The 18,609-nt window shown below is 70.9% G+C and carries 13 protein-coding genes and 1 pseudogene; 5 read left to right on the top strand and 9 right to left on the bottom strand.

The genetic code is table 11. From position 1 onward, the window contains the following. Window positions 1-67: 67 nt before the first annotated feature. The 3 genes from I8J32_RS05520 to I8J32_RS05510 form a co-directional block, all read right to left on the bottom strand. Entirely contained in the window at window positions 68-1,678 is a 1,611-nt protein-coding gene (locus I8J32_RS05520) for an MFS transporter (RefSeq protein WP_200614564.1), read from the bottom strand. A gap of 187 nt (window positions 1,679-1,865) precedes the next feature. Further along, window positions 1,866-2,714, bottom strand: coding sequence for a hypothetical protein (locus I8J32_RS05515; RefSeq protein WP_200614566.1), 849 nt, complete (start codon window positions 2,712-2,714; stop codon window positions 1,866-1,868). A 104-nt stretch (window positions 2,715-2,818) separates the two neighbouring features. After that, window positions 2,819-3,145, bottom strand: coding sequence for a hypothetical protein (locus I8J32_RS05510; RefSeq protein ID WP_207526809.1), 327 nt, complete (start codon window positions 3,143-3,145; stop codon window positions 2,819-2,821). On the opposite strand from I8J32_RS05510, the gene I8J32_RS17555 reads away from it, so the two are divergent. Both I8J32_RS17555 and I8J32_RS05500 read left to right on the top strand, forming a co-directional pair. Beyond that, window positions 3,117-3,977 carry a hypothetical protein gene (locus I8J32_RS17555; RefSeq protein WP_245156427.1) on the top strand — a complete coding sequence of 287 codons (861 nt, stop codon included), beginning with the start codon at window positions 3,117-3,119 and terminating at the stop codon, window positions 3,975-3,977. The two genes, I8J32_RS05510 and I8J32_RS17555, sit on opposite strands and share 29 nt — an antisense overlap. Window positions 3,978-4,755: 778 nt before the next feature. Then, complete coding sequence (locus tag I8J32_RS05500; protein ID WP_200614570.1) at window positions 4,756-6,576, top strand: monovalent cation:proton antiporter-2 (CPA2) family protein; 1,821 nt, start codon at window positions 4,756-4,758, stop codon at window positions 6,574-6,576. 37 nt (window positions 6,577-6,613) lie between these two features. Here the strand turns inward: I8J32_RS05500 and I8J32_RS05495 are convergent, their stop codons facing one another. From I8J32_RS05495 to I8J32_RS05475, 5 genes and pseudogenes are all read right to left on the bottom strand, one after another. Next, window positions 6,614-6,919: a hypothetical protein gene (locus I8J32_RS05495; protein WP_200614571.1), complete on the bottom strand. Its 306-nt coding sequence runs from the start codon at window positions 6,917-6,919 to the stop codon at window positions 6,614-6,616. A gap of 77 nt (window positions 6,920-6,996) precedes the next feature. After that, window positions 6,997-10,326: pseudogene (locus I8J32_RS05490) on the bottom strand (ankyrin repeat domain-containing protein). Then, window positions 10,319-10,588, bottom strand: a complete 270-nt coding sequence (locus I8J32_RS05485) for a YcgL domain-containing protein (RefSeq protein WP_200614573.1) — start codon at window positions 10,586-10,588, stop codon at window positions 10,319-10,321. Before I8J32_RS05485 ends, I8J32_RS05490 begins: the two are co-directional and overlap by 8 nt. A gap of 233 nt (window positions 10,589-10,821) precedes the next feature. Then, complete coding sequence (gene cydB, locus I8J32_RS05480) at window positions 10,822-11,835, bottom strand: cytochrome d ubiquinol oxidase subunit II (protein ID WP_200614574.1); 1,014 nt, start codon at window positions 11,833-11,835, stop codon at window positions 10,822-10,824. Next, window positions 11,832-13,253 (bottom strand): cytochrome ubiquinol oxidase subunit I, encoded by a 1,422-nt coding sequence (locus tag I8J32_RS05475; protein ID WP_200614575.1) that lies wholly within the window; start codon window positions 13,251-13,253, stop codon window positions 11,832-11,834. Before I8J32_RS05475 ends, cydB begins: the two co-directional genes overlap by 4 nt. Before the next feature lie 433 nt (window positions 13,254-13,686). Between I8J32_RS05475 and I8J32_RS05470 the strand changes: the two genes are divergently transcribed. From I8J32_RS05470 to hemF, 3 genes are all read left to right on the top strand, one after another. Continuing rightward, window positions 13,687-16,071: a S9 family peptidase gene (locus tag I8J32_RS05470; protein ID WP_200614576.1), complete on the top strand. Its 2,385-nt coding sequence runs from the start codon at window positions 13,687-13,689 to the stop codon at window positions 16,069-16,071. A gap of 116 nt (window positions 16,072-16,187) precedes the next feature. Further along, window positions 16,188-16,919, top strand: coding sequence for a hypothetical protein (locus I8J32_RS05465; protein ID WP_200614577.1), 732 nt, complete (start codon window positions 16,188-16,190; stop codon window positions 16,917-16,919). 30 nt (window positions 16,920-16,949) lie between these two features. Then, window positions 16,950-17,882: an oxygen-dependent coproporphyrinogen oxidase gene (hemF, locus tag I8J32_RS05460; RefSeq protein WP_407060992.1), complete on the top strand. Its 933-nt coding sequence runs from the start codon at window positions 16,950-16,952 to the stop codon at window positions 17,880-17,882. Between the two features lie 36 nt (window positions 17,883-17,918). Here the strand turns inward: hemF and I8J32_RS05455 are convergent, their stop codons facing one another. Continuing rightward, window positions 17,919-18,416 (bottom strand): DUF421 domain-containing protein, encoded by a 498-nt coding sequence (locus I8J32_RS05455; protein WP_200614579.1) that lies wholly within the window; start codon window positions 18,414-18,416, stop codon window positions 17,919-17,921. Window positions 18,417-18,609: the final 193 nt, after the last annotated feature.

Raw genomic sequence — 18,609 nt, 5'->3', positions numbered from 1 at the left:
CGTCGACGCGATGGCTGCATACGTTTGCAGCCCGGACGGCTCTGCGGCCCGGCGCCGCGGGCGCGGCTCAGCCCGTGAGCGCGTCCTGGATGTCTTCCAGCCGGTGGCCGCGGGTCTCGATGCCGCTGCGCAGCAGCATCACGGCGGCCACGGCCATCGGCACGGCAATCAGCAGCGCCGACCACGCGAAATGGCTGAAGAAGCCCAGCACGCCCAGGCCCGCACCGAGGATGCCGCCGAATTTCGAACTGGCGGCGATGACGCCCGAGCCGGTGCCGCGCAGATGCACGGGGTAGATCTCGGCCGCGTACGGAATCAGCATCGCGATGACGCCGCTGATGCTGATCAGCAGCGACGCGGTGGCCACCACCGTGAGCGCCTCCGAACGCACCGACATCATGCCCATGGCGAAGAAGGCCAGCAGCGACAGCGTGGTCAGCCCGATGAACAGCACCAGCGACTTGAAGCTGCTCCAGCGGTGGTACAGCCAGATCACCACGGCGATGCCGGGCAGCGCGTAGATGGCCGACTTCGCCAGCAGGCCGCTGGCGGCCTTGGGATCCACGCCCAGCTCGGTGAGGTTGACCGGCAGCCACAGCAGGAAACCGAAATTCGCCAGGCCCCAGGCCACGCCGCACATCAGCAGGCCCCAGGTGATGCTGGCATGGCGCCCGCGCAGCAGCTGGCGCACGCCGATCACGGGGTGCTGGTCGTCGATGTGCGGTGCGCCGGGATGCCGGGCGTCGTCGGGCTCCACCGCGTCGCTGGCGCCGCCGGTGAACTTGCGCAGCACCGCGCGCGCCTGTTCTTCCAGGCCGGCGTTGGACAGGAAGCGGGGCGATTCGGGGATGTAGCGGTAGAGCACGACGATCAGCGCGCCGGTGGGCAGGCCCAGCAGCCACAGCACTCGCCAGCTGAACATCGGTTCCAGCACGGCGGCCGCGCCCGCTGCGAGCAGGTAACCCGCCGACGTGCCGATGCCACCCAGCGCGACCAGCAGCCAGCCGCGGTGCGCGGCGGGCACGGTCTCGGCCATCAGGGTGAAGGTGATCGGCAGCAGGCCGCCGGCCGAGGCGCCCATCAGGAAGCACATCACCAGGTTCCACTCGAACGCGGGCATCGCGCCGCAGATCGCGGTGCCGATGAACATCAGCGCACCCAGCAGGATCGCCGCGCGCCGGCCGAACAGGTCCGCGACGCGGCCCCACACCACCGAGCCGACCGTCGTGCCGGTCAGCGCCACCAGCGCCAGCAGGCTCGCGGTGGGCTTGGTGATGGCGTATTCGGCGCTCATGCCGGGCATGACGAAGCCCAGCGTGGCCGGCTTCATCACATCGACGGCCAGCGCGATGACCAGCACGGCGACCAGCTTCCAGTGCTCGATGTTGAGGGCGACGCCATCGGCGACGTGGAAGTGCAGGTGGCCGGCATCGCCCTGGCGCGCCAGGCGCATCTGTTCCAGCCGCGGCATCAGGCCGTAGGTGGCGAAGGCCAGGCCGACCGGAATGGCCGCCATGCCGGCCATCATCAGGCCGTCCATCGGCATGCCGACCATCTGCCAGTGGGTGTGCTGGCCCATCAGGAACATCGGCGCATGCGAGAACACGCCGGCGATGATCAGCAGGCAGCCGAACCAGAAGGCGATCGGGTGGTGGAACGACAGACCGTTGGATTGCATGGGGCGGGAGGATCCTGCAGCCGGCGGAACTCGCAGCCGCGGATCGGCCCGATCCCTCCACGGGCGGACCGTGATTCTGGGCTGTCGGGGGCGATCCGCCAACGGCGCGGCGGGCCCGGGACGTTGAATTCGATTGCGCGGGGGCGGAACCGGGGCCGCCGGCCGACGGGCGGCGGGCCCTGCCGGGCTATTGCTCCTCGACGCTGTCGAGGTCGGATTCCTCGTACACCCAGCCCTGCGGGCCCTTGCGCATCAGCACGCGGCCGGCGCGGGGGATCTCGTCACGGTCGACGCCGGTGACCCACAACACCGCCTCGTCGCCGTGCTGGCGTCCGCGCGAGATCTCCGCCACCACGGGTTGTCCGTCGCGCGCGGACTTCAGGGCCTCCTTGGCGGCGGTGGCATCGTCCTCCGGATAGCGCCAGCGGCCTTCGTCACCGGCCATGGCGCGCAGCGCGGGCAGGTCGCCCTTGGCCAGCGCGGCCAGATAGGCGTTGTAGGCCTGGCCCGGCGCGGCGCCCCCGGCCGGCAGGGCCGTGCCCGGCGCCGGCGTGACGGGTGCATCGAAGCGCAGGTCGAACTGGTAGTCCTTGCCGAAGAACTCCTCGGGCTGGTCGAGGTGGTAACGGCCGGCCACGCGGCGCGCGTCGCCGGCCTCCAGTGCGAGTTCGCCGTAGCCGCCGCTGTTGAAGCCTTCTGGGGAATAGAACAGCCCGCAATCCTCACCCGACGCGTCCAGGCAGATGCGGACGTAGCCGCCGTCGGGCTCCTGTTCGCGCACGCCGTCGTCGGCATCGAAGGCGGCCGCGGCGCGCGCGGCGTCCAGCGGCTGCGCGCTGAGGTAGATCAAGGTCTGGCGATCGTCGGGGTTGTCGTTGGGCTCGACCATCACCGCGATCGCGTGGCGCACGTCCAGGCGGGACTCGCCGATGCGGAAATACCCGCTGGCGGGGTTGGCGGCCATCACGACCGACAGCCCGAAAATGCCGCCGTACAACGCGCACCACGGCAGCAGCCTGCGTGCGAATCGGGTCATCCCCGGTCTCTCCCTTGGCTTCGTCCTAACCTTACACGCAATCGGCGGCGGCCTCCGGACGCGGCGGCGAGGTCGCAGGCGCGACAGCGCCCGGGTGACGAGGGCTACTGGAGCGGGGTCAACAGCTTCAGGCCGCTGCCCGCGCGATACCGGATGTGGGAGGGCAAGGCATCGGGCGGGGCGACGACATCGTCCGGATCGAGCTGCGCGAACCAGGGCGACAACTGCCACGGGCCGCGCAGGTAACCCTGCCACTGTCCATAGGGCGGATAGGGCAGGCCGGAATAGTTGAAGAGCACCGGCACGCGCAGCAGCCAGAACGGCGACTGCGCCGGCTCCCGGCGCGCGGAAGGCTTGAAGCGCCACTGCAGGGCGGCGCTGCGCGCGGCCTCCGACAACTGCGTGCGCAGCACGTCCAAGGACGCGGCCATCGTCGATGTGGATCAGGTTGACCTGCTCGACGAACACGTCCTGCACCCGGCCGTCGGGGCCGGCTTTCACCAGCAGGTGGACGGCGCCCGAGGCGCGCATCTGCATCGCCAGCTGCGGGAAGTCCGGCGGCTTCATCCGCCCCGCGGAGCGGCGCTGCGCCCGATCGTCCATGCGCTCGCCGAACGCGGCGCTGGTGATCGCGCGGGTGAAGGATTGACCGGTCGCATCCGGGCGCGCCACCACGCGCAGGCTCATCTCGCGCCGCGCGGCGGCGGCCCGGCCGTCGACGCGCACCGGTTCGAAACGCCAGGTGGGCACGGCCGTCTCGACCAGCGCGCGTGCCGCCTGGGGCACCATCTCGCGCCGGTCCACGCCGAACCGGGTGACGTGGCCGGAGGCGTCGACCTCGACGAATCCGGTCACCAGCAACGAGGCTTCCAGGCCATCGCGGATGGGCGCGGGCTCGGCCGCCATCGCCATCGCGCCGCCCATTGCCCACGCCAGCCCCGCCAGCAGCACCGTCCGCAGCTTCATCGTGTTCCGTTCGCCCGCATTCCGAAGCGCGCGAGGATACCGGCGCGGGGCGAGAACTTCGAGCGCGTGGACGTATGGGGCACGCATCGGAAGCTCACGCACCCGAAGCAGGAAAAGCACGAAGCGGGAAGGCACGTGCTTCAAGCACGCGCCCCCTGGCCTCAGGGCGCGGCGCCCAGCATCCGCAGGCCGTCGCCGATCGTGTGCGCGGCGCCCGGCGGGAGGGCGTCGGGGCTGAAGGCGATGTCCTTATTGCTGTCGTCCCACGGCACCTGCTTGCGCGGGCCGGGCTCATAGACTTCCCATTGCCCCGGCTTGGGCGGGCCAGGCAGGCCCAGGCTGAAGACCACCGGCACGCGCACCGTCCAGTACGGCGCGTCCACCTTTTCGCCGGCGGTGGGCGGATCGAAATGCCAGCGCCGGGCGCCCATGCGGGCCGCCTTGGCCAGTTCGGCGCGGACGCTCTCGCGGTAGGACTTGTTGTAGCCGGTCAGGTTCACCTGTTCGTCGATGGCGTCCTCGACGTTGCCGTCGCGACCGACCTTGACCACGACGTAGACGGTGCCTTCGCCGCGCTGCATCCCGGCGCCGATGGGGTAATCCGGCGGCGTGAGCTTCTTCGAGACCGGCCGGGTTTCCTTCGGCGCCGATCGGTCGCCGAAGGTCGCGCCGTTGACGCCCAGCGAGTACTTGCCCTTCTCGAGGGGCTTCAACACCACGCGCACGTTCATGTCGCTGCGCGCGGCCACCGGCTGCCCATCCACCCGCACCGGCTCGAAGCGCCAGAGCGGGATGGTGCCGTCGAGCATCTTCACGACGTCCGCCGGGAGCGCGTCGCGGTGGTCCAGCGAGAAGCGCGTGACCGCGCCCTGGGTGTCCACCTCGATCGTGCCCTGGACCAGCATGCTGCCCTCGGCGCGCGGCCGCGCCGCGGCATGGGCGCCGGTGGAGAGGCCCAGTGCGAGGATTCCCGCGATCATCCATTGGTACAGCGCCATGCTTTGCCCTCCGGGCCATCTGTCGACGGCGCAGTCTAACGTTCCGGGCGCGGCATAATCACCGGACGGAGGTGCGCATGCACGGCGGCGGTCTGGAACTGGCACTGGTATTCCTGCTCGCGGCGGTGATCGCCGTGCCGGTGTTCCGTCGCTTCGGCCTGGGCGCGGTGCTGGGCTATCTCGCGGCCGGCGTGGCCCTGGGTCCGTACGGCGCGCGCGTGGTCAGAGATGCGGCGCCGGTACTGACCGCGGCCGAGATCGGCGTGGTGATGATGCTGTTCGTGATCGGCCTGGAGTTGTCGCCTTCGCGCCTGCGGGTGATGCGCAAGCCGGTGTTCGGGGCCGGTGGCGCGCAGTTCGTCGCCTGCGGTGCGGTGCTGGCCGTCGGCGCCGGCCTGTGGGGCGGGCTGGACTGGCGCGCCGCGCTGATCGTCGGGCTGGGCCTGGCGCTGTCCTCGACCGCGGTGAGCCTGCAGTTGCTGTCCGAACGCAAGACGCTCACCAGCGAACACGGCCGCCTGGCCTTCGCCATCCTGCTGTTCCAGGACCTGGCCGCGATCCCGCTGCTGGCGGCGATCCCGTTGATGGGCCAGGCCCAGGCCGAAGGCACCGGCCCGGCCTGGCTGGCCATCGCCAAGGCGATCGGCGCCATCGCGATCGTGGTGATCGGCGGCCGCTTCGTGCTGCGCTGGATGTTCGGCGTGGTGGCGCGCACGCGCATGCCCGAGGTGTTCACCGGCGCGGCCCTGCTGACGGTGCTGGGCGCGGCGTGGCTGATGCAGGCGGTGGGACTGTCGGCGGGCCTGGGCGCGTTCCTGGCCGGCGTGCTGCTGGCGGATTCGGAATTCCGCCATGAGCTCGAGTCGCAGGTGGATCCATTCAAGGGCCTGCTGCTGGGCCTGTTCTTCATGGCCGTGGGCATGAGCATCGACCTGGTCCGGGTGCTGGCCGAACCCATGCTCATCGCCGCGCTCGTGGCCGGCTTCATGGGGGTCAAGTTCGTGCTGCTGTGGGTGGTGGGGCTGCGTCCGGGCGGCCTGGACCGGCGCGAGGCGTGGCAGCTGGCGGCGATCATGGCCCTGGGCAGCGAATTCGCCTTCGTGATCTTCGCCGAAGCCAGTCGGGCCGGACTCATCGACCTGGCCGTGCGGGACCGGCTGGTCGCCGCGGTCGGCGTGTCGATGGCGCTGACGCCGCTGCTGGTGTTCACCGTGTCGCGCGTGCTCGCCGCGCATCCGGCGCGCCGGCCGGCGCGCGCGTTCGACACGATCCCCGAGGGGCATCCGCAGGTGCTGATCGCCGGCTTCGGCCGTTTCGGGCAGGTCGTCGGCCGCCTGCTCGCCGCCCACCGCACGCCCTTCATCGCCATCGAGGACGACATCGAGCAGGTCGATTTCTCGCGTCGCTTCGGCAACCTGATCTATTACGGCGACCCGGCGCGGGCCGACCTGCTGCGCTCGGCCGGCGCCGAACACGTGCGGGTGTTCGTGGTGGCCATCGCCAACCAGGAAAAAAACCTGCGCACCGTGCAGCTGATCCGCCAGCTGTATCCGAAGGCGGTGGTCTATGCGCGCGCCCGCGATCGCCGCCACGCCTGGGAACTGATGGACACCGGCGCGCACGCGATACGCGAGCTGCTCCACTCCAGCCTGATCATGGGTGAGCGCGTGCTGGTGGACGTCGGGGTCGCACCGGCGGTCGCGTCGGACCACGTGCGCCGCTTCCGCGAACACGACGAACGCCTGCTGCGTGCGCAGTACCTGGTGCAGGACGACGAGGACGCGCTGCTGCAGACCGTGCAGGACGCGCGGCGGGAGCTGGAGAACCTGTTCAGTGCCGACGTCGGCGAGGGCGTGCTGGGCACGATCACCGAGGTCGACGAGGAAGAAGAGGAATGAACGCCGGGGCGCGCGGCCGGGACGACGGCACCACGCGCTAGCCGAGCAGCCTCAGCGACACCAGGGCGGCCAGGAAGACCAGCATCGGCGAAGCCCGCAGCATCAGCGACAGCGTGCGTCCGCGATGCAGGGCCAGCGCGTTGACCGTGGCACACACCGCCGCCAGCAGGGCGGGCATGGTCAGCGCACGGATCTGCCCGGCGATCGTGTCCTCGACGTCGGGCGCCGTGCCGCTGCTCCACCAGGCCACCAGCGCGACCACCGCGAACCCGGCGGCCATCACGCACTGGGCGCGGAACGCGCGGGAGCGGTCGGGGCGGGGCGATTCATCGTCGTGCGTCATGCGCGGATTGTGCCACGCAGGGGACCGCGCCCGGGCCGCGCCAAATTCTTCCGACGCGCTCGGTGCGATCGGGGCGGTCAGTTGTCGCGCAGGTAGCGCGCCATCGAGACGTCGCTACCGCCGCCCTGCGCGGACGGTACCGGCGCCAGTTCGGCGGCGATGTCGACGAAGCCGCGCATCACCGCGATCTCGCGCGGCGTGCGGTTGAGCGTGTCGCGCTGCATCGGGTCGGCGCCGGCGCGCAGCAGCTTCTGGGTCACGCGCAGCAGGCCGTGCAGCGCCGCCAGGTGCAACGGACCGAAGCCGCGCGGGTCCTGCGCGTCCAGGCGCGCGTCATGATCGAGCAGCTGGTCCAGGCCGGCCATCAGCACGTCTTCGTCCGCCGCCGATCCCGGTTCGGCGCGCGCGCCCAGCACCAGCAGCAGCGGCGTGGCGCCGCCCGCCGGCAGGTCGGCTTCGGCGCCGGCCAGCAGCAGCGTGTCGAGCAGCGCGACCAGGCGGGCGCGCTCGCGGGCGGTGAAACCGAACATCGATGCGCAATGCAGCGCCATGCGGCCCTGCGCGTCGCTCGCATGCACGTCGGCACCGGCGGCGAGCAGGCGCGCGGCCATGTCGGGCAGGCCGAGCGCGCAGGCGACCATGAGGACGGTCAGGTCGCCCGGCAGGCGTTGTTCGAGGGAGGCGCCGGCGGCGATCAGGCGATCGACGATCTCCACGTGGCGCATGCTCACCGCCGCCGACAGCGGCGTTGCGCCCGAATGAGCGGCGCGTTGGGCGTCGGCCCCACGCGCCAGCAGCAGGTCGACCACCGCGCGATGACCGCCGCCGGCCGCGCGCAGCAGCGCGCTGCAACCCTGGCTGTCGAGCGCGTCCACCGGCAGGCCGAGGTCGAGCAGGCGGCGGACCGCATCGGCGTCGCCGACGATGGCGGCGGCGGGGACGTCCTGCGCGTGCAGTGGACGACGCGGCAGTGGCCAGCCGCGCCAGTCCAGCCAGTCGGCCAGATCGCGCCGGCCCGAGGCCAGCGCCACGCCCAGCGGGGTCTGGCCGTCGGCGGCCAGCAGATCGGGCGACGCGCCATGGGCGACCAGCTTCTTCAGCATCGCCTCGCGGCCCAGCGCCGCCGCCAGAGGTGCAGCGGGCTCATGCCATGGCTGTCGCGCGCATCCAGGTTGACGCCGATGGCCAGCAGCCGGTCGACCAGCCGCGACCAGCCCAGTCGCACGGACAGGGCCAGCGGGGGATCACCCGACGCCGACGGGGCGAAGGGATCGGCGCCGCGTTCGAGCAGGTCGAGGGCGAAGTATTCGAGCCCGCGCGCGGCCTGTTCGCTGGCCGAACACGCGGACAGGAACCGCGCCAGCCCGCCGGCGCCGGCGGGCGAGACGCCCCGGCGCAGCAGCGCCTGCAGCGCGGGCAGCGCGGACGGGCCACGCGTCAGCAGCGCGAACAGCGGAGTGTCGCCGTGGACGTCACGGACGCCCGGATCCGCGCCCCAGGCCAGCAGGCGATCGACCTGCTCGGGCGACGGCGCGGGCGGCTCGTCATGCAGCAGCGCGCCCAGTTCGGCCGGCGACAGCAGGTGTGCCAGGGCCGCCCAGTTCGGTGCCGCGGCGCTCGTGCAGGCCTTCGCGCAGCAAGGCGGCCGGCGCACGGTCGGGCAGCGGTGCGTCGGACGTGTCGCCGGCGTCGCTCACCGCCGAGGGCAGCGGGTAGGCGCGGTCGAGTGCCGCCACCAGCGCCCAGCGCCCGGATTCGGCCGCGCGGTCGATCGCGCGCTTGTCCTCGAAATCGCGCGCGTCGGCGTCCAGGCCGAGGGACAGCAGGCGCTCGATCAAGCCGGTGGTGGCGTTCTCCGACATCGCGGCAAGTGCGAGCGCACCGCGGCCGTGGGCGTCGACGGCCGCAGCTTCCTGGGCACCGCCGCGCGGCAGGTGCGCGAGCAGCCGTTCGAGCACGGCCAGCCGACCACCGCGCGCGGCCTCCAGCAGCGGCGTGCGGCCGAGCCGGTCGACCGCGGCGGCGTCGGCGCCGGCGGCGAGCAGCGCCTCGACGATCTCGGCGTGGCCGGCGTGGGCGGCCTCCATCAGTGCAGTGCGGCCCTGCGCATCGCGCGCGTCGACCTTGGCCTTGTGCTTGAGCAGCAGGCCGACGCCCGCGGCGTCGTCCTCCTCGGTGCCGGCCGCGGCGAGCAGCGTCGGCTGGCCGCCGGCGGGCTCGGGCTTGGCCCCGCGCTCGAGCAGGAACTTGGCCAGGCGCCAGTTGCCGGCGGCACAGGCCACGCCCAGCGGGGACAGGCCGTCGACATTGAGCACGTCGATCTCGGCGGCCGCATCGCGCAGCAGCGCCGCCACGCCCGGGTCGGAACTGCGCGCGGCGTGGTGCAGCGCGGTGTTGCCGTCATGGTCGACCGCGCGCGGGTCGGCGCCATTGGCCAGCAGTGTCATCACCGCGTCGGGGCGGCCGTGCCAGCTGTCGCGCGTGGCGGCCAGCAGCGGCGTCATGCCGGCGTGGGCGAGGTTGAGGTCGGCGCCGCGCGCGATCAGCGCCCGCAGCAGGCGCAGGTCAGGCAGTACCGCGGCGAGCACCGGCAGGCTGCGCTGGTCGCGCTCGTCGGGCGACGGACCGGCATGCACGTCGGCGCCGGCATCGATCAGCTGCAGGGCCTGTTCGACGCGTCCGCCGCGCGCGGCGGCGTACAGCTCCGATTCCAGGTGCAGGCCGGACAGCAGGACATCCTCGGCGCCGTCGAAATCCTCGGCTGCGGGGACAGGCTCGTTCTCGGGAATGCGTTCGGGCGGCGCGACGCGCTGCAGCACCCCATGGATCACCGGCGAGGCGACCAGCAGCAGCCCGGCGAGCGTCCAGCGCGCGGTGCCGCTGGTCAGCACCTCCGGCCACGCCAGCACGACCGCGCCCGCGACCGGCACTGCGACCAGCCCGGCGACCGCCAGTCCGCGCCAGGCGCCGGGAACGAAATCGGGCAGCGCACGCCAGTGCTCCGGCAGCAGACCGCCGTCGCGTTCCTGCCCGAACCACACGGGCCACACGCGCCACGCGGCGATCAGCAGCAGGCCGGCGGCGAAGCTCAAGCCCAGCGCGGCCGCCAGCGAGCCGCCGCGAAGCAGGGCCTGCAGCGGCCAGGCCACGATCACGAAGCTCACGGCGAACGCTGCGCCCCACAGGGCGGCGAGCCATGCGGCCTCGCGCAGCAGGGCGCGCGGTGCCATGGGCTGGCTCCGCCACTGCGATACGGCGAGGGCAAATGCAGGCTGGGCCAGCGCGAGTGCGATCGCGGCCACCGCGCCACCCAGGGCGGCAAGGAGCGTCAACAGGGCACCGGCTCCGAGCGTGGCCAGTATCGGCAAGCGCGCGCGCGGAGCCGGAGGGGCGACGGCCTCAGGCATCGGTGCCCCAGTCCTCGGTCATCGGATCCAGGACGGTCGGCGGGAACTGCAGGTGGAACCCGCGCGAGGCGAGGTTCGCCCGCACCACGCCGGCATCCTCGCGGGCCAGCGCACGGTCGGGCGTGAGGGTGACTTCCAGGACGAACTGCAGGTTGCCCAGCTGCGCGCGCAGCGGCTCGGGCAGGCGCGCGAAATCATCGCGCGCGCTGAGATACACGTAGGTGTCGGCCTTGCGAAGGCTCTTGTAGACGTAGGCTTGCATGCGGGATCGGGGGACGGCCTGGCCGCGTGACAGGCCACAGGATAGGCCGGGAGAGCCGCTCGTGGAAACGCGAAACGTGAACAGCCCCGATCCGCGGACACGCGTCACATCGATCGATCCGCGTGAATCAGCCCCGGTGAGTCGGTGTTCCCGGGGCGCCCGAGCCTGACCGGATGGCCCGACCGGGGGCCCCGGTTCCAGCACGCCGGCCCGGCCCCGCGCGCCGCTTCGGCTCAGTGATACCCCGAATCCGCCGCCACCTTGCCCTTGAACACGCTGTAGGACCACCACGTGTAGCCCAGGATCGCCGGCAGCAGGACGATCAGCCCCACGGCCACGAAGCCCTGCGAGGACGGCGGCGACGCCGCGTCCCAGATGCTCATCGACGGCGGCACGATGTTCGGCCAGATCCCCAGCACCAGGCCCGCAAACCCGAGCACGAAGAAGCACAGCGTGAGCAGGAACGGGGCGGCGTCGCGGCCCTCGCGCATCGCCGCGCCCCACAGCGCGAACGCGTTGAGCAGGGCCAGCAGCGGCACGGGCGCGAGCCACCAGAAATTTCCACTCTCGAACCAGCGCGCCATGATGTGCGAGTCCAGGAACGGCAGCCACGCGCTCACCAGCCCCATGAAGGCGACCACGACCAGCACCAGGGGCCGGGTCAGCGTGCGCGCGATCAGCTGCATGCGGCCCTCGGTCTTCAGGATCAGCCAGGTGGAACCCAGGAGCGCGTAGCCGAAGACCACCGCGACGCCGGTGAGCATCGAGAACGGACTGAACCAGCCGAACGCGCCGCCCAGGTACTTGCCGCCCTGCAGCGGCATGCCTTCCACCAGCGCGCCCAGGATCACGCCCTGCGCGAAGGCGGCGAACATCGAGCCCAGCGCAAAGGCGGCGCCCCACGCCGGCTTGGCGCGGGTGGCCTTGAAGCGGAACTCGAACGCGACGCCACGGAACACCAGCGCGATCAGCATCAGCAGCACCGGCAGGTACAGCGCCGACAGCACCACCGCGTAGGCCTTGGGGAAGGCCGCCAGCAGGCCGGCGCCACCCAGCACCAGCCAGGTCTCGTTGCCGTCCCAGATCGGCGCGGCGGTGTTCATCATGTGGTCGAGCTGGTGCTCGTCCTCGGCGAAGGGCGCCAGGATGCCCAGGCCGAGCACGAAGCCGTCCAGCAGCACGTACATCAGCACCCCCAGCCCGATCACGCCGAACCAGATCACCGGCAAAACGTGTGCCCAGTTCATGGCGCGGCCTCCGGCGTGGCGTCGTCGGGCGTGCGATTGCCTACCGACAGCGGTCGCGCCGGCGTGCGTTCGCCCGAATCGCTTTGCGGCATCGGCTCGTGCGGCTGCGGCCCCTTGCGGATCAGCTTGAGCAGGTACCAAATGCCGGCGCCGAACACGGTGAAGTAAACCGCCGCGAACACCAGCAGCGAGGTCAGCACGCTGCCCACCGCCAGCGTCGGCGTCACCGCGTCGGCGGTGCGCAGCAGGCCGTAGATCACGTAGGGCTGGCGCCCGATCTCCACCACGTACCAGCCGGCCAGGATGCAGGCGAAACCGGCCAGCGTCATCGCGCGCCAGCCATCGAGGATCCAGCGCGATTCGAACAGGCGGCGTCGCCACCACAGCCAGGCCGAGGCCAGCGTCAGCAGGAGCATCGCGATGCCAAGCCCCACCATGACGCGGAAGGCATAGAACACGGGGGCGACCGGCGGGCGCTGATCGGGCGGCACCGCGGTCAGCGGCTGGATCTCGCCGTCGAGCGTGTGGGTGAGGATCAGGCTGCCCACGCGCGGGATCGCCACTTCGTAGTCATTGCGCTCCGCCGCCGGGTTGGGCACGGCAAACAGCACCAGCGGCACGCCCTCGCCGGGCTCGCCCGCGCGCCAGTGCGCTTCCATCGCGGCGACCTTGGTGGGCTGGTGTTCGCGGGCGTTGAGGCCGTGCAGGTCGCCGACGAACACCTGCAGCGGTACCGCGATCCCCGCGAAGGCGACCGCAAGCACCAGCATCCGTCGCGCCGCCGCCACATGCTGGCCGCGCCGCAGATAGCCCGCGCTCACACCGCCAATCACGAAGCAGGTGGTGATGAAGGCGGCCAGCACCATGTGCGCGAGCCGGTAGGGGAACGACGGATTGAATACGATCGCCCACCAGTCCGCCGGTTCGAACACGCCCTGCGCCGTGAGGGTGTAGCCCTGCGGCGTCTGCATCCAGCTGTTGGCCGAGATGATCCAGAAGGTCGAGATCAGCGTGCCCAGCGCCACCATGCAGGTGGCCAGGAAATGCAGCTTTTCCGGCACCCGCTTGTAGCCGAAGAGCATCACGCCGAGGAACGTGGCTTCGAGGAAGAATGCCGTGAGCACCTCATACGAGAGCAACGGCCCCAGGATGTTGCCCGCCTTCTCGGAGAGCACCGACCAGTTCGTGCCGAACTGGAAACTCATCACGATGCCCGACACCACGCCCATGCCGAAGGACACGGCGAATATCTTCAGCCAGAAGAAGTAGAGGTCGCGCCAGAGGGCGTCGCGCGTGCGCAGCCAGCGCCACTCAAGGAACGCGAGCCAGCTCGCCAGGCCGATGGTGAAGGCCGGAAAGACGATGTGGCAGGAGATGACGAACCCGAACTGGATCCGCGACAGCAGCAACGCGTCCACGCATCACGCCTCCGCGGCGCGCAGGTGGGGCGCCGCGCCGGACATTGTGCGCTGCAAGGCGAATTATTGTAATCCGCGATGCGCGCGTGCCCTGATCTGACAACGCCGATCTGGCAACGCCGATCTCACAGGGCTGATCTCACACGGCCGATCTCACAAGGACGATCTCACAAGGCCGATCTGGCAAAGCGGGTCCGGCCAGGTCGATCGGGCACAGCTGATCCGGCAAAGTCGGCCCAGTCACAAGGCCGCCAGACGTGCGGCGGTGCATGCCCGCGCGTGGCACGCAGGCCTGCCGGATCCGTTCGGCGAAACCCTCGCAGTCGTCCCACGCCTGTGCCGACTCTCCACTGGGCCAGGCCATGACTTCCGGCCCGGTCCGACCGCGGCCGGACTGATACGCTGCGGCGGTCATTTTTCCGGAAGTCCGTCGATGCGTCTGCTGCCGCTGTCCGCCTTGCTCCTGGCCGTCCCCGCCTTCGCGCAGACACCCCAGCCCGCCGCCCCGGCCGCACCGGTGTCCATCACGCTCGAGCAGGCGATGGCCGATCCGGACTGGATCGGACCGACCGTCGAACAGGCCTGGTGGTCATGGGATGGACAGCACGTGCAGTACCTGCTCAAGCGCAGCGGCACGGCGATCCGCGACACCTGGCAACAGGGCGTGGAGGAGACGAGCGGGACGAAGGTCGATGGCGCCGCGCTGGCCGGACTCGACGCCGCCGCCCCGGTCTTCGATGCCGCGCGCACGCGCATGGCCTTCGTGCGCAACGGCGACGTGTTCGTGCGCGAACTGCGCAGCGGCGGGCTGACGCAGGTCACGCGGACCGAGGCGGCAGAGGCGCTGCCGCAGTTCAGCCGTGACGGCAATCTCGTCTTCCGCGCCGGCAACGACTGGTTCCAGTGGCGCGCCGGCGCCGGGGTGAGCCAGGCCGCGATCGTGAAGGCCGAAAAGGATCCCGACGCGGCGCCCAAGCCCGATGACCTGCGCGAGCGCCAGTTGCGCCTGATCCGTACGCTGCAGGACGACCGCAGTCGCAACGAAGCCGCCCGTGCGCAGGAAAAGGCCTGGCGCCAGGCCGACCCGACCCGCGCGCCCGCCACCGCCTACCTGGGCGCCGACGTCGCCATCGTCGACAGCGCGCTGGCGCCCGATGGCCGCCTGCTGCTGGTGGTCACCCAGCCCAAGGACGCCGATGCGGGCCAGGCCGGCAAGATGCCGCGCTATGTCACCGAATCGGGCTACGAGGAGTTCGAGGAAGTCCGCACCCGCGTGGGCCGTGGCAACCCGTTGCCGCACCGGCTGTGGCTGGTCGATACCCGCACGGGCGGCGTGAAGGAGCTGAAGTTCGACGTGCTGCCCGGCATCACCACCGACCCGCTCGCGGCGATGCGCAAGGCGGCCAAGCAGGAGCCGCTCAAGGGCGCGCGCGCGGTGCGCATCGAGACCGACGGCGACGGCACCGGTCCGGCCATCCACTGGAGCGACGACGGCCGCCAGGCCGCGGTGCTGGTGCGCGCGGTGGACAACAAGGACCGCTGGATAGCGACGGTGGATATCGACGGCGCCCGCCTGGAGCCACGCCACCGCCTGACCGATCAAGCCTGGATCAACTGGGGCTTCAACGATTTCGGCTGGACGCCGGACAACACGCTGTGGTTCCTCTCCGAGCAGAGCGGCTACTCGCACCTGTACGTGCTCGACGCGGCCGGCAAGCCGCGCGCGCTGACTTCGGGTCAGTGGGAAGTTTCCGCGCCGCAGTTGTCCGCCGACGGCCAGGGCTTCTTCTTCGTGTGCAACCACAGCGCCCCGGGTGACTACGAGGTGTGCGCGGTCGACCGGGCCGGTGGCGCAGTGCGTGAGGTGACCGCGCTGGACGGCGTCGAGGACTTCGCGCTCTCGCCCGATGGCCGCCGCGTCCTGGCGCGCCACTCGCGCAGCTACCTGCCGCCGCAGGTGTCCGTGGTGGGCATCGACGGCAGCCAGCCGCGCCAGCTCACCGACACGCGCTCGGCGAAGTTCCGCGCGTATCCGTGGATCCAGCCCGAGTACGTGCAGGTGCCCAGCAAGCACGGCGCGGGCACCATCTGGGGCAAGTTCTACGGACCCAGGACGCTGGAGCCGGGCCGCCGCTATCCGGTGGTGATGTTCGTGCACGGCGCGGGCTACCTGCAGAACGTCAGCCACCGCTATCCGAACTATTTCCGCGAGCAGATGTTCCACAACCTGCTCGTCGACGAGGGTTACATCGTCCTCGACCTGGATTACCGCGCCTCGGAAGGGTATGGCCGCGACTGGCGCACGGCGATCTACCAGCGCATGGGCCATCCCGAGCTCGAGGACTACCTGGACGGCCTGGACTGGCTGGTCGCGCAGCGCCAGGGCGACCGCGACCGCGCCGGCATCTACGGCGGCTCCTACGGCGGCTTCCTGACCTTCATGGCCCTGTTCCGCGAGCCGGGCACGTTCAAGGCCGGCGCCGCCCTGCGGCCGGTGAGTGACTGGTCACAGTACAACCACGAGTACACCTCCAACATCCTCAACACGCCCGAGCTCGACCCGCAGGCCTACCTGCGTTCCTCGCCCATCGAGTACGCCCAGGGGCTGCAGGACCATCTGCTGATCGCCCACGGGATGATCGACGACAACGTGTTCTACAAGGATTCGGTGATGCTCGCGCAGCGCCTGATCGAATTGCACAAGGACAAGTGGGAGCTTGCCGGCTACCCGCTTGAGCGGCACGCGTTCAGCCACTCCGATGCCTGGTACGACGAGTACCGCCGCATCCACGAGCTGTTCGGACGGGTGCTGAAGTAGAACCGCCGCCACCGCTCCCCCACCCCTGTCCGGGGAGCGGTGGCGACTGTGCGGACCGTCCTGCGTTCTGAGAGGATGACAGCCGGCATTGGCTCAGGCTCCGGGAGGTCCCCGCGATGGAAATCACCCCGGTCAACCTCCGCAACCTTCTGCTTGACTGCCGCACGGCGCTGCGCAAGGCCGACAAGAACTTCGAACAGTCGGCGCTGCGCGAACTGCTCGACGACACCATCATCGCGCTGGGCGAATCGCGTGACCGCCAGCAGCTCGTCCGGCGCGCCGGCGCGCAGGACGCGCCCGCCGCGCAGCGCGTGGCGTATGCCTGGCAGAGCGTGACGCGCGAACTGCGACATTCCCACCCGGCGCTGTTCCAGGAACTGTCCACGCGCGTGCTCAAGCGCCTGGATACGGAAGTGATCGGCGACGCGAGCGACGAGATCCAGGCGCTCGAGGACGAACTGCGTCTGCGCGACACGCAGGAAAGCAAGGCGGTGGCCGAACTGTCGGCGCTGCGCGCCGCGCTCGCCAATGCGGTGCCGCTGGCCGACACCGTCGGCGGCTCCGAGGCCGCGCTGGCGCAGGAGCGCATGCAGATCCTGTTGCAGGCGGTCTCCACCGGAGGCGGCCTGCGCAAGCAGCTGGCCACGCCCGAGAGCGGCCATGCACCCACGCGCACCACCCTGCAGGCGGTCGTGGACGGGCAGCGCGCGCTGTCCACGCACGAGCGCGAATGGTGCATTGGCGAGGCGATGGTGCTGACGGGGTTCCAGCAGACGCCCGCGCAGCTGCTCTCGCAGGGCGAGGCCGCGCTTGCCCGGCTGGTGCTGGACGGCAAGCCAGCGGGCTGAAACCGGGCGACGCGTCGCTACAATGCGCGGATGACCGCATTGCCCGAATTCGACGAAATCCGCACCTGGCTGACCGGGTTGCAGGATCGGATCTGCGCCCGGATCGAGGCCGCTGATGGCGGCGCCCGCTTCGTGGAGGATGCCTGGCGGCGCGAAGAGGGCGGCGGCGGTCGCACCCGCGTGCTGCGCGACGGCGCTGTGTTCGAGCAGGCGGGGATCGGATTCTCCGACGTGTCGGGCACGCGCCTGCCGCCCTCGGCCAGCGCGGCGCGCCCGGAACTGGCGGGGGCCACCTGGCGTGCGGCCGGCGTCTCGCTGGTGTTCCATCCCCGCAATCCGCACCTGCCCACGACCCACGCCAATGTCCGCCACTTCCGCGCCATGCGCGATGGCGAGACGGTGGCCTGGTGGTTCGGTGGCGGCTTCGACCTCACCCCGTTCTATCCGGTCGACGAGGACGTCCGCCACTGGCACCGCACGGCGCGCGCGCTGTGCGAGCCGTTCGGCGGACAGGGCCGGTATGCGGCACACAAGCAATGGTGCGACGAGTACTTCTTCCTCAAGCACCGTAACGAGACCCGCGGCGTCGGCGGCCTGTTCTTCGACGACCTGCACGAGGACTTCGACCGCGACTTCGCCTACCTGCGCGCGGTCGGCGACGGTTTCCTCGATGCCTACATGCCGATCGTCGAACGGCGCCGCGACATGCCGTGGGGCGAGCGCGAGCGCCAGTTCCAGCTGTACCGCCGCGGACGCTACGTGGAATTCAACCTGGTCTTCGACCGCGGCACGCTGTTCGGCCTGCAGAGTGGGGGCCGCACCGAATCGATCCTGATGAGCCTGCCGCCGCTGGTGCGCTGGGAATACGGCTTCGAGCCCGCCGCCGGCAGTGCGGAAGCGCGCCTGGCGGACTACCTGAAGCCGCGGGACTGGCTCGTGGACGAGATCGACACGACGACCTGACGGTCGGGTGGCCTGCACCGGCGCGTGTGCGGCGTCCTATTCGCCGCAATTCCGGCCGTTTCCCTCGCGCCGAACGATGCTGATGGCGCCGTTGGTTTCCAGCAGGGCCATGCGCACGTCGGCAAGGTCGAGTTCACCGTTCTGGCGAAGCGCTTCGTTGAAGTCGTCCTCGCTCACCAGTTCCCGGCGCAGCACGCCGCGAAACAGCTTGCCGTCGCGCGCCAGCACCACCGGCGCGCCTTCCAGGACGCGTTCGGCGCGCCGGCTGCGCGAGGTGATGTAGCCCACCAGCCAGTTGATGCTGATCAGCGTGGCCGCCAGCAGCAGGCCGCCCGCCAGCGAGGTATCGCGGCCCAGCAGCGAGTTCTGCACGGCGTTGCCCAGTAGCACGATCAGGACCATGTCGAAGGGCGTGAACTGGCCCATCGTCCGCTTGCCGGACACGCGGATCAGCAGCAGCAGCACCGTGTACACGATGACGGCCCGCAGGACGAACTCCCACCACGGCATCGCCATGTCAAACAGATCGCTCATGCAACCCCCCGGAGCCTGGATGTCCTGTACCTGCGCGCGCGTCGGCAGCGCCTGCATGCCCGACCGCTTCGTGGCCGCCCACGGCCGCGGCCGCGGCCGGGAACATCATGGCGGAGAACGCCACCACGAGGAGCATCCCGTCGCCGGAAAATCGCGGACGACACAGCGTCACTGGAAAACGCGGGCAATAAAA

Origin of the sequence: Lysobacter solisilvae, from assembly GCF_016613535.2 — a bacterium.
Taxonomy (GTDB): Bacteria; Pseudomonadota; Gammaproteobacteria; order Xanthomonadales; family Xanthomonadaceae; genus Agrilutibacter; species Agrilutibacter solisilvae.
The sequence above is the reverse complement of the archived record's forward strand: the minus strand, read 5'-3'. Positions and strand labels throughout refer to the sequence as shown.

Bases quoted from the DNA above. Each gene is read 5' to 3' on its own strand.
- I8J32_RS05520 (WP_200614564.1), bottom strand. From the start codon at position 1,678: ATGCAATCCAACGGTCTGTCGTTCCACCACCCGATCGCCTTCTGGTTC.
- I8J32_RS05515 (WP_200614566.1), bottom strand. From the start codon at position 2,714: ATGACCCGATTCGCACGCAGGCTGCTGCCGTGGTGCGCGTTGTACGGC.
- I8J32_RS05510 (WP_207526809.1), bottom strand. From the start codon at position 3,145: ATGGCCGCGTCCTTGGACGTGCTGCGCACGCAGTTGTCGGAGGCCGCG.
- I8J32_RS05500 (WP_200614570.1), top strand. From the start codon at position 4,756: ATGCACGGCGGCGGTCTGGAACTGGCACTGGTATTCCTGCTCGCGGCG.
- I8J32_RS05495 (WP_200614571.1), bottom strand. From the start codon at position 6,919: ATGACGCACGACGATGAATCGCCCCGCCCCGACCGCTCCCGCGCGTTC.
- I8J32_RS05485 (WP_200614573.1), bottom strand. From the start codon at position 10,588: ATGCAAGCCTACGTCTACAAGAGCCTTCGCAAGGCCGACACCTACGTG.
- cydB (WP_200614574.1), bottom strand. From the start codon at position 11,835: ATGAACTGGGCACACGTTTTGCCGGTGATCTGGTTCGGCGTGATCGGG.
- I8J32_RS05470 (WP_200614576.1), top strand. From the start codon at position 13,687: ATGCGTCTGCTGCCGCTGTCCGCCTTGCTCCTGGCCGTCCCCGCCTTC.
- I8J32_RS05465 (WP_200614577.1), top strand. From the start codon at position 16,188: ATGGAAATCACCCCGGTCAACCTCCGCAACCTTCTGCTTGACTGCCGC.
- hemF (WP_407060992.1), top strand. From the start codon at position 16,950: ATGACCGCATTGCCCGAATTCGACGAAATCCGCACCTGGCTGACCGGG.
- I8J32_RS05455 (WP_200614579.1), bottom strand. From the start codon at position 18,416: ATGAGCGATCTGTTTGACATGGCGATGCCGTGGTGGGAGTTCGTCCTG.